We start from the raw sequence: 6398 nt of genomic DNA on the forward strand, positions 1-6398 counted from the left end.
GACCGGCCTCCCCCGGCCGCCTGCCGGGCCAGCGCGTCCGCCGTGCCGACCGCTCCCCAGGCGGTGGCGATCAGGTAGACCTGGCTCAGCAGGTAGAACCACACGAACAGACCCAGGATGACGGCGTAAGAAGCCAGCAACGGGTTGCTGCCCGCGTTGCCCAGGAGCGTCGAGGAGAAGTACCTGAGGACCGTACTGCCGACGCCGGCTAGCAAGGCGGACTGGAGCATCACCGGGCGTGGCATCCGGATCCCTGACGCCACGCGGAAAAGGACCACGGCAACCGCCGTATCCAGCAACAGCATGACCACGATGCCGGCAATCCGGGTCAGCGGAACCACGGCATCGCCTTCGATACGGAGCAATTCCACGATCAGGTCCAACGCGGTATTGGCTACGGCCGCTACGAGCGACGTCACGATCAAGGCCACGCCCACGATCAGCAGCGTGCCGGTGTCCTTGAGCTTGACCAGGACGACGTTCGTATCCAGCGGGGGCAGGTCGAAGATGCCGCGCATCCCCGTCCGCAGCCCGGCGATCCAGCCCAACGAGGTCCAGATCATGACTACGGTAGAGATGATCAGGCTGACCCCGAATGCCTCGCTGCGGGAGAAGAGCTCTTGGGGTGTGGCCAGGCCCCCGTCTCCGGTGTCAATTAGTCCCGGGATGAAGTCGTTCACCACCCGGATGATGGCCATCTGCAGGTCGCGGTTGCCGGAAACCACCAGGCCAAGGATGGAGAAACCGGCCACCAGCATCGCGGCCACGGAGAAGAACATCTTGTAGGCACACCCGGCCGCCAGCAACGACCCGTGCCTCAGGGCGTAGAGATTCATGACCCGCATCAGGCGCCGGGAGTTGAGCGTTGCCAGCCTGTACTTGGCCGCGGCCAGGACGCTTTGCAGTGTGCCTTCTTCGCGCTTGGCACGGCCTGCTTCCCGCCGCTGCCTTACGGCGGCGAGCAGCAGTTGCTGCCGTTCCAGCGGATCCGGCGTTGCCTCAGCCTGCTCCTGCTGGTCCGGCGCCAAAGGTCAACTCTTCCCGTAGTATCCACACACCAGTCTCGTCGTGCTCGTAGAGCCCCATGCTACTGACCCGGAATGCGGCGTCATAATCAGCGAGCTTGCTTTCGGCCGAGTCCATGCTGGCTTCGCTGACGTCGTGCGCCACGGTCACGTGCGGGTGGAAGCCGAACTCGAGGTCGCGTTCCAGCGGCCCGGACTGGAGTTTTTGGTGCAGCGCGACGCACTCGTCGAAGCCCTCGTCGATGCTCAGGTAGACCACGGGCGAAACGGGGCGGAAACTGCCCGTGCCGCGCAGGGAGAGGGTGAACGGGGACTGCGAACTGGCCACGGCCCGGACGTGCTGGACGGCCTCGTCCCAGTCGAGCACCGGAGTGGTGGTGACCAGGGTGATGTGCGGCGGTATCACCGAGGCCAGCGGGTCTCCGAACGAGGCCCGCCAGCCCTGCAGCTCACTGGCCATCGGCTCCGGGACCCCGATAACCACGCCGACGCAACCGACCGCCGTCCGGGCACCGCGGCCAGCACCGCCGTCGTGTTCCACACGGGCGATGCTGTCCTGGTCCTGCTGGCGCATGGCTAGCGCCCGCCTCCGGCGGGCAGGAAACCTACCTTGGAGTACACATCAGCGAGTGTAGCCGATGCGATTGAACGGGCCCTGTGGGCCCCGCGCGCCAGCAGCCGGTCCAGTTCGGCCGGATCGTCCAGCAGCTCCTGGGCCCGCGCCTGCACCGGGGCGAGCGTTTCGACGACCACCTCGGCCAGATCGACCTTCAGGTGACCGTACATCTTGCCCTGGTACTCCTGCTCAAGCTGCCCGACGGTCTTGCCCGACAGCGTGGAGTAGATGGTGAGCAGATTGGAGATGCCCGGCTTGGCCTCGCGGTCGAAGCGGATTTCCGTACCGTCGTCGGTGACGGCAGACTTGATCTTCTTGGCGGCCTGCTTCGGGTTGTCGAGTATGTTGATCAGGCCGGCGGTCGACTCGGCCGACTTGGACATTTTCGCTGTGGGGTGCTGGAGATCGTAGATCTTCGCCCCCTCCTTGGGGATCACCGCTTCGGGCACCACGAAAGTTTCCCCGAACCGGTGGTTGAACCGCTGGGCGAGGTTCCGCGCCAGTTCCAGGTGCTGGCGCTGGTCCTCGCCGACGGGCACGCCGTAGGGGCGGTACAGCAGGATGTCCGCGGCCATCAGCACCGGGTAGGCGAACAGCCCCACGGTCGCGGCGTCGGTACCGTTCTTCTGCGTCTTGTCCTTGAACTGGGTCATCCGGGAGGCCTCGCCGAAGCCTGTCACGCAGTTCAGGACCCAGGCCAGCTCGGCGTGCTCCGGCACGTGGGACTGGACGAAGAGCGCGGTGCGGTCGACGTCGATGCCGCCGGCGATGTACTGCGCGCAGGTGACCCTGGTGCGGTGGGCGAGATCCTTCGGATCGTAGTCAACGGTGATGGCGTGCAGGTCGGGGATGAAGTAGAAGGTTTCGTACTCGTCCTGCAGCTTGACCCAATTCACGAGTGCCCCCAGGTAGTTGCCCAGGTGCAGGGAGTCGGCGGACGGCTGCATGCCGGAGAGCAGCCGCGGACGCTCGGCCTGCGGCCGGCCCGCCTGCCCGGCGGCCCGCACGGCGGTGTCTGTCGGTTCTGTGGTTCCTGTGCTCATCGGGATGCTTCCTAGAACTGGTAGTCGACGACCAGCGGTGCGTGGTCGGAGAATCGGGCGTCGTAGGTGGCGGCACGGTCGACGGCGGCGGTCGTCGCGAGATCGGCCAGCGACGGGGTGGCCACCTGGTAATCGATGCGCCAGCCGGAGTCGTTGTCGAAGGCCTGGCCGCGCCAGGACCACCAGGTGTAGGGACCGCTGACATCCCCGGCCAGCGACCGGTGCACATCGCGCCAACCGATCTCCTCGCCGAAGAAGCGGTCGAAGTAGGCCCGTTCCTCGGGCAGGAAGCCGGCACGCTTGACGTTGCCCTTCCAGTTCTTGATGTCCAGCTCGGTGTGGCCCACGTTCAGGTCGCCGACGACCAGCGCGTAGTCCCGCTCGGCCTTCAGCTGCGGCAGGCGGTGGCACATGGCGTCCAGGAAACGGTACTTGTCCACCTGCTTGGGGGTGTCCACCTCGCCGGAATGGACGTAGGCGCTCACCACCGTCAGGGTCTTTTCGCCGTCGATGCCGTCCACCGCAAAGTCGGCCTCCACCCAGCGGCCGGCGGAGAGAAAGTACTCATCGCCGATGTGGCTGCGGGTGGCAGTGGGCTCCACGCGGGAGGCAATGGCGACACCGGCGCGGCCCTTGGCCTCGGCTTCGGCATGCAGAATGTGCCAGTCGCTGCCCAGCAGCTCACGTACTACCGCGTCCGGTGCGCGCACCTCCTGCAGGCAGAGGATGTCCACGTCCCGGACGGCCAGCCAGTCGGCCATCCCGCGCTTGTAGGCGGCGCGGATGCCATTGACGTTGACGCTGGCAATCCGCAGTGTCTTGCCTGCCTGGATCAGTCCGCCGGCGGCGTCGCGGGAGGTGGTCGGTGCGGTGGAAACGGTTGCCAAAGTCACCCGACTACCTTACCCAACCCTTCAGTTCAGCCAACAACTGTGCCGCTGACCGTTCCGCCGCCGTCTTCCTTGCGGATCATGCCGCGGCCGTTGTGGGCCGTGATCTCCACCGTTTCCAGCGCCCGGTCAACCATGCCCTCGTCTTTGCCGCGGTAGTCGCGGATCACCTTGGCCTGCACCTGGATGATCTTGAAGCTGTGGTCCAGCTTTTCGTCCCGCACGGCATTCGCCCTGGAGATTTCTTCCTCGACGAGGGCGGTACCGCCGCCGGGAGCGGGGTTGACCCGCCCGGCATATTCGGCCTGCACGTTGGCCAGCTTCTCCTTCGCCTTGCGGGTGGCACCGCGGACGCTGAACACCACGAAGGCGGCCAGGGCCAGCCATGCCAGCGACACCGCGACGACGATCCAGCCGATGACGTCGTTCTCATTGGCGGCAAAGATCACCGCGACCAGGAAGACAAGCACCAGCACTGCCAGACTGATGTTGCCGGCCTTGAACGGCAGCTGGCGGGCGGTGGATGAAACGGAAGACTCGGGACCAATTGATCGCATGGGCCTATTCTCTCAAATCCGCGCGCCTGCGTGCGCCGTGTCCGCCCACGGCTCAGCGCGCTACCACTGCACCAGGCAGAACGGGTGCCCGGCCGGGTCCAGGTACACCCTGAAGGTCTCGGTGCCCGAGTCCATGCTCGTGGCTCCCAGCTGGAGTACCAGTCCTTCGGCGATGTCCAGGTCCCGGACCCTGACGTCAACATGCATCTGCTGGGGATGCTCCTGTCCCGGCCACTGGGGTGGCTCGAAATCCCGGACCTGCTGGAAGGCGATGGCCGGCCGGTCCGGGGAATCCCCGATGCTGATCCAGCCGTCGTCGTCCTGTTGGACCCGGATCATGCCCAGCAGCTCCTCGTAAAAGGTGGCCAGTACATCGCTGTCCGGACAATCGATGACCAGTGCCTGCCACGTGCCGATCATGTGCCAGCTCCTTACTTGGTTCGGGCCTTTGGACGGTGTCTCCATCATTGATGGGCAGCAAGGGTGTGGCAAGGACAAAGGCGGCAGCCCGCCCGCCGCACGTCGGTCCGCGGTCAGTTCAGGAAGAGCTTGCGCAGCCTGCCAGTGGTCAGGATCAGCCCGAGCACGATCATGACCAGGAAGTACGCCACGTGGATCCAGGTGGCGGCGGTGAAGGCGCCGACGCTGAGCTGGCGCAGCAGTTCCACGCCGTGCCAGAGCGGGAATGCCTGGATCAGCCACTGGATCGGCTCCGGGTAGACGCTGAGCGGATAGAAAGTCGCAGAGAACAGGAACATCGGGAGCATGATGAAGTTGATCCAGTCCATCTGCTGGAACGTTTTCATGTAGCTGGTGATCGCCATGCCGAAGGAAGCGAAGCCGAAGGCCACCACCACGGCTGCGGGGATCATCAACAGCGCCCAGGGCGAGGTGATCAACCCCATCGCCCCCATCACCGCGGTGAAGCCGGTGGCGTAGAGCGCTCCTCGCATCAGCGCCAGCAGGATCTCGCCGAGCGCCACGTCCAGCGGTCCCAAAGAGGTGTACAACATGCCTTCGTAGAGCTTGGCAAAGTTCAGTTTGAAGAAGACGTTCCAGGTGGAGTCGTACACCGCGCCGTTCATCGCCGAGACGGCCAGCAGCGCCGGCGCAATGTAGTTCGCATAACCGATCTCGGTTCCGCCGGGGCCGCTTATCGTGCCGATCAGCGAGCCCAGTCCGATCCCCATCGCCACCAGGTAGAGGACCGGCTCGACGAAGCCGCTAACCATGATCGCCCAGTTGGTTCCCCAGGTCGCCTTGACGCCGCGGGCGAAGACCGCCCGCACGTTGCCGGCATAGAGCGAGCCAAACGGGCGGCGCGCCGGCTCGAGCCGCGGCGGCTGCGGGAGAACGTGCTGGCTCATTTGCCCAGCCTCCTGATATAGATGCGGCGCGCGAAGACCCAGCCGGCCGCGCAGAGGACGGCAAGGTAGGCGACGTGCAGCACGGTCAGCCAGGCCGGTTCAACATAGCCGTAGCTGAGCACCCGGCCCAGCTCCGTCGAATGCCACAGCGGCGAGATCCATCCGATCCAGCGCACCACCAACGGCATGGCCTCCAGCGGAAAGAACGTGCCGGAGAAGAGGAACAGCGGCATCACGATGAACCGCTGCACCAGCGCGAACTGGCCGCGGTCTTCTTCGATGCTGGCCGAGTACGCCATCAGCGGCAGCCCGAAGGCCATTCCGCCCAGGGCCGCCGTGATGACCATCAGCCAGGCGGTGGCCTCGGTCACCGCGCCGAAGATGACCAGGCAGAGGAAATACAAGCCGGTGGTCAGCAGCAGGCGGGCCAGCACGCCCAACGAGTGCCCGTTGACCAGTTGGTGGCTCTGCAGCGGCGAGGCGTTGGGACCGTAGTAGGTCTTGCGCCATCGGAACCCCGACATCACCGAGTACGTGTTCTCTTCGCTGGCCACCATGATCGCGGCGGTCGCCAGGAGGGCAGGCGCCACGAAGACCAGATACGGCACGGACTGGCCGTTTCCGGCGTCGAGCGAGGCGTTGGTGTTGGCGTCCACCAACGTGGCGAGCCCCACGCCCATGGCAAACAGGTATACCAGCGGCGTGCCGACCGCCGTCATCAAGACGGTCCAGCCGTAGCCGCGCAACTGCCGCAGCCAATGCTCCAGGAAGTAGACGGAACCGAAGTTCCGGGCGCGCTCGGCCGACTGCAGCGGGGTCAGCGGCGAGCGCAGGCCGGTGACTGGCCGCGTCAGCGCGTCGATCTCCCGCAGTGACAGCTGCTCCGGGGCCCGCGCATCG

Annotated in this window: 8 protein-coding genes; all 8 read right to left on the reverse strand. The window is 65.8% G+C overall.

What is annotated here, in order from left to right; genetic code table 11:
- A partial coding sequence (locus tag AC5RUJ_RS09045; protein WP_494155777.1) for a YihY/virulence factor BrkB family protein occupies window positions 1-1028 on the reverse strand: 1028 nt, incomplete at its 3' end.
- The gene (locus AC5RUJ_RS09050) at window positions 1000-1599 is read right to left on the reverse strand and encodes a 2'-5' RNA ligase family protein (protein ID WP_494128013.1); all 600 of its coding nucleotides are present in this window, start codon (window positions 1597-1599) and stop codon (window positions 1000-1002) included. The genes AC5RUJ_RS09050 and AC5RUJ_RS09045, both read right to left, overlap by 29 nt.
- A gap of 2 nt (window positions 1600-1601) precedes the next feature.
- Window positions 1602-2684, reverse strand: coding sequence for a tryptophan--tRNA ligase (trpS, locus tag AC5RUJ_RS09055; protein ID WP_494128012.1), 1083 nt, complete (start codon window positions 2682-2684; stop codon window positions 1602-1604).
- Window positions 2685-2695: 11 nt separating this feature from the next.
- Window positions 2696-3520: an exodeoxyribonuclease III gene (locus tag AC5RUJ_RS09060; protein ID WP_494001872.1), complete on the reverse strand. Its 825-nt coding sequence runs from the start codon at window positions 3518-3520 to the stop codon at window positions 2696-2698.
- An 83-nt stretch (window positions 3521-3603) separates the two neighbouring features.
- Entirely contained in the window at window positions 3604-4131 is a 528-nt protein-coding gene (locus tag AC5RUJ_RS09065) for a hypothetical protein (protein WP_494128011.1), read from the reverse strand.
- A 60-nt stretch (window positions 4132-4191) separates the two neighbouring features.
- Window positions 4192-4551 (reverse strand): VOC family protein, encoded by a 360-nt coding sequence (locus AC5RUJ_RS09070; RefSeq protein ID WP_494128010.1) that lies wholly within the window; start codon window positions 4549-4551, stop codon window positions 4192-4194.
- A 113-nt stretch (window positions 4552-4664) separates the two neighbouring features.
- The gene (locus AC5RUJ_RS09075) at window positions 4665-5498 is read right to left on the reverse strand and encodes an ABC transporter permease (protein ID WP_494001500.1); all 834 of its coding nucleotides are present in this window, start codon (window positions 5496-5498) and stop codon (window positions 4665-4667) included.
- Window positions 5495-6398: ABC transporter permease (locus AC5RUJ_RS09080; RefSeq protein ID WP_494155778.1), on the reverse strand; the 904-nt coding region annotated here is incomplete at its 5' end. The genes AC5RUJ_RS09075 and AC5RUJ_RS09080, both read right to left, overlap by 4 nt.

Source organism: Arthrobacter sp. Y3223164 (assembly GCF_059091005.1).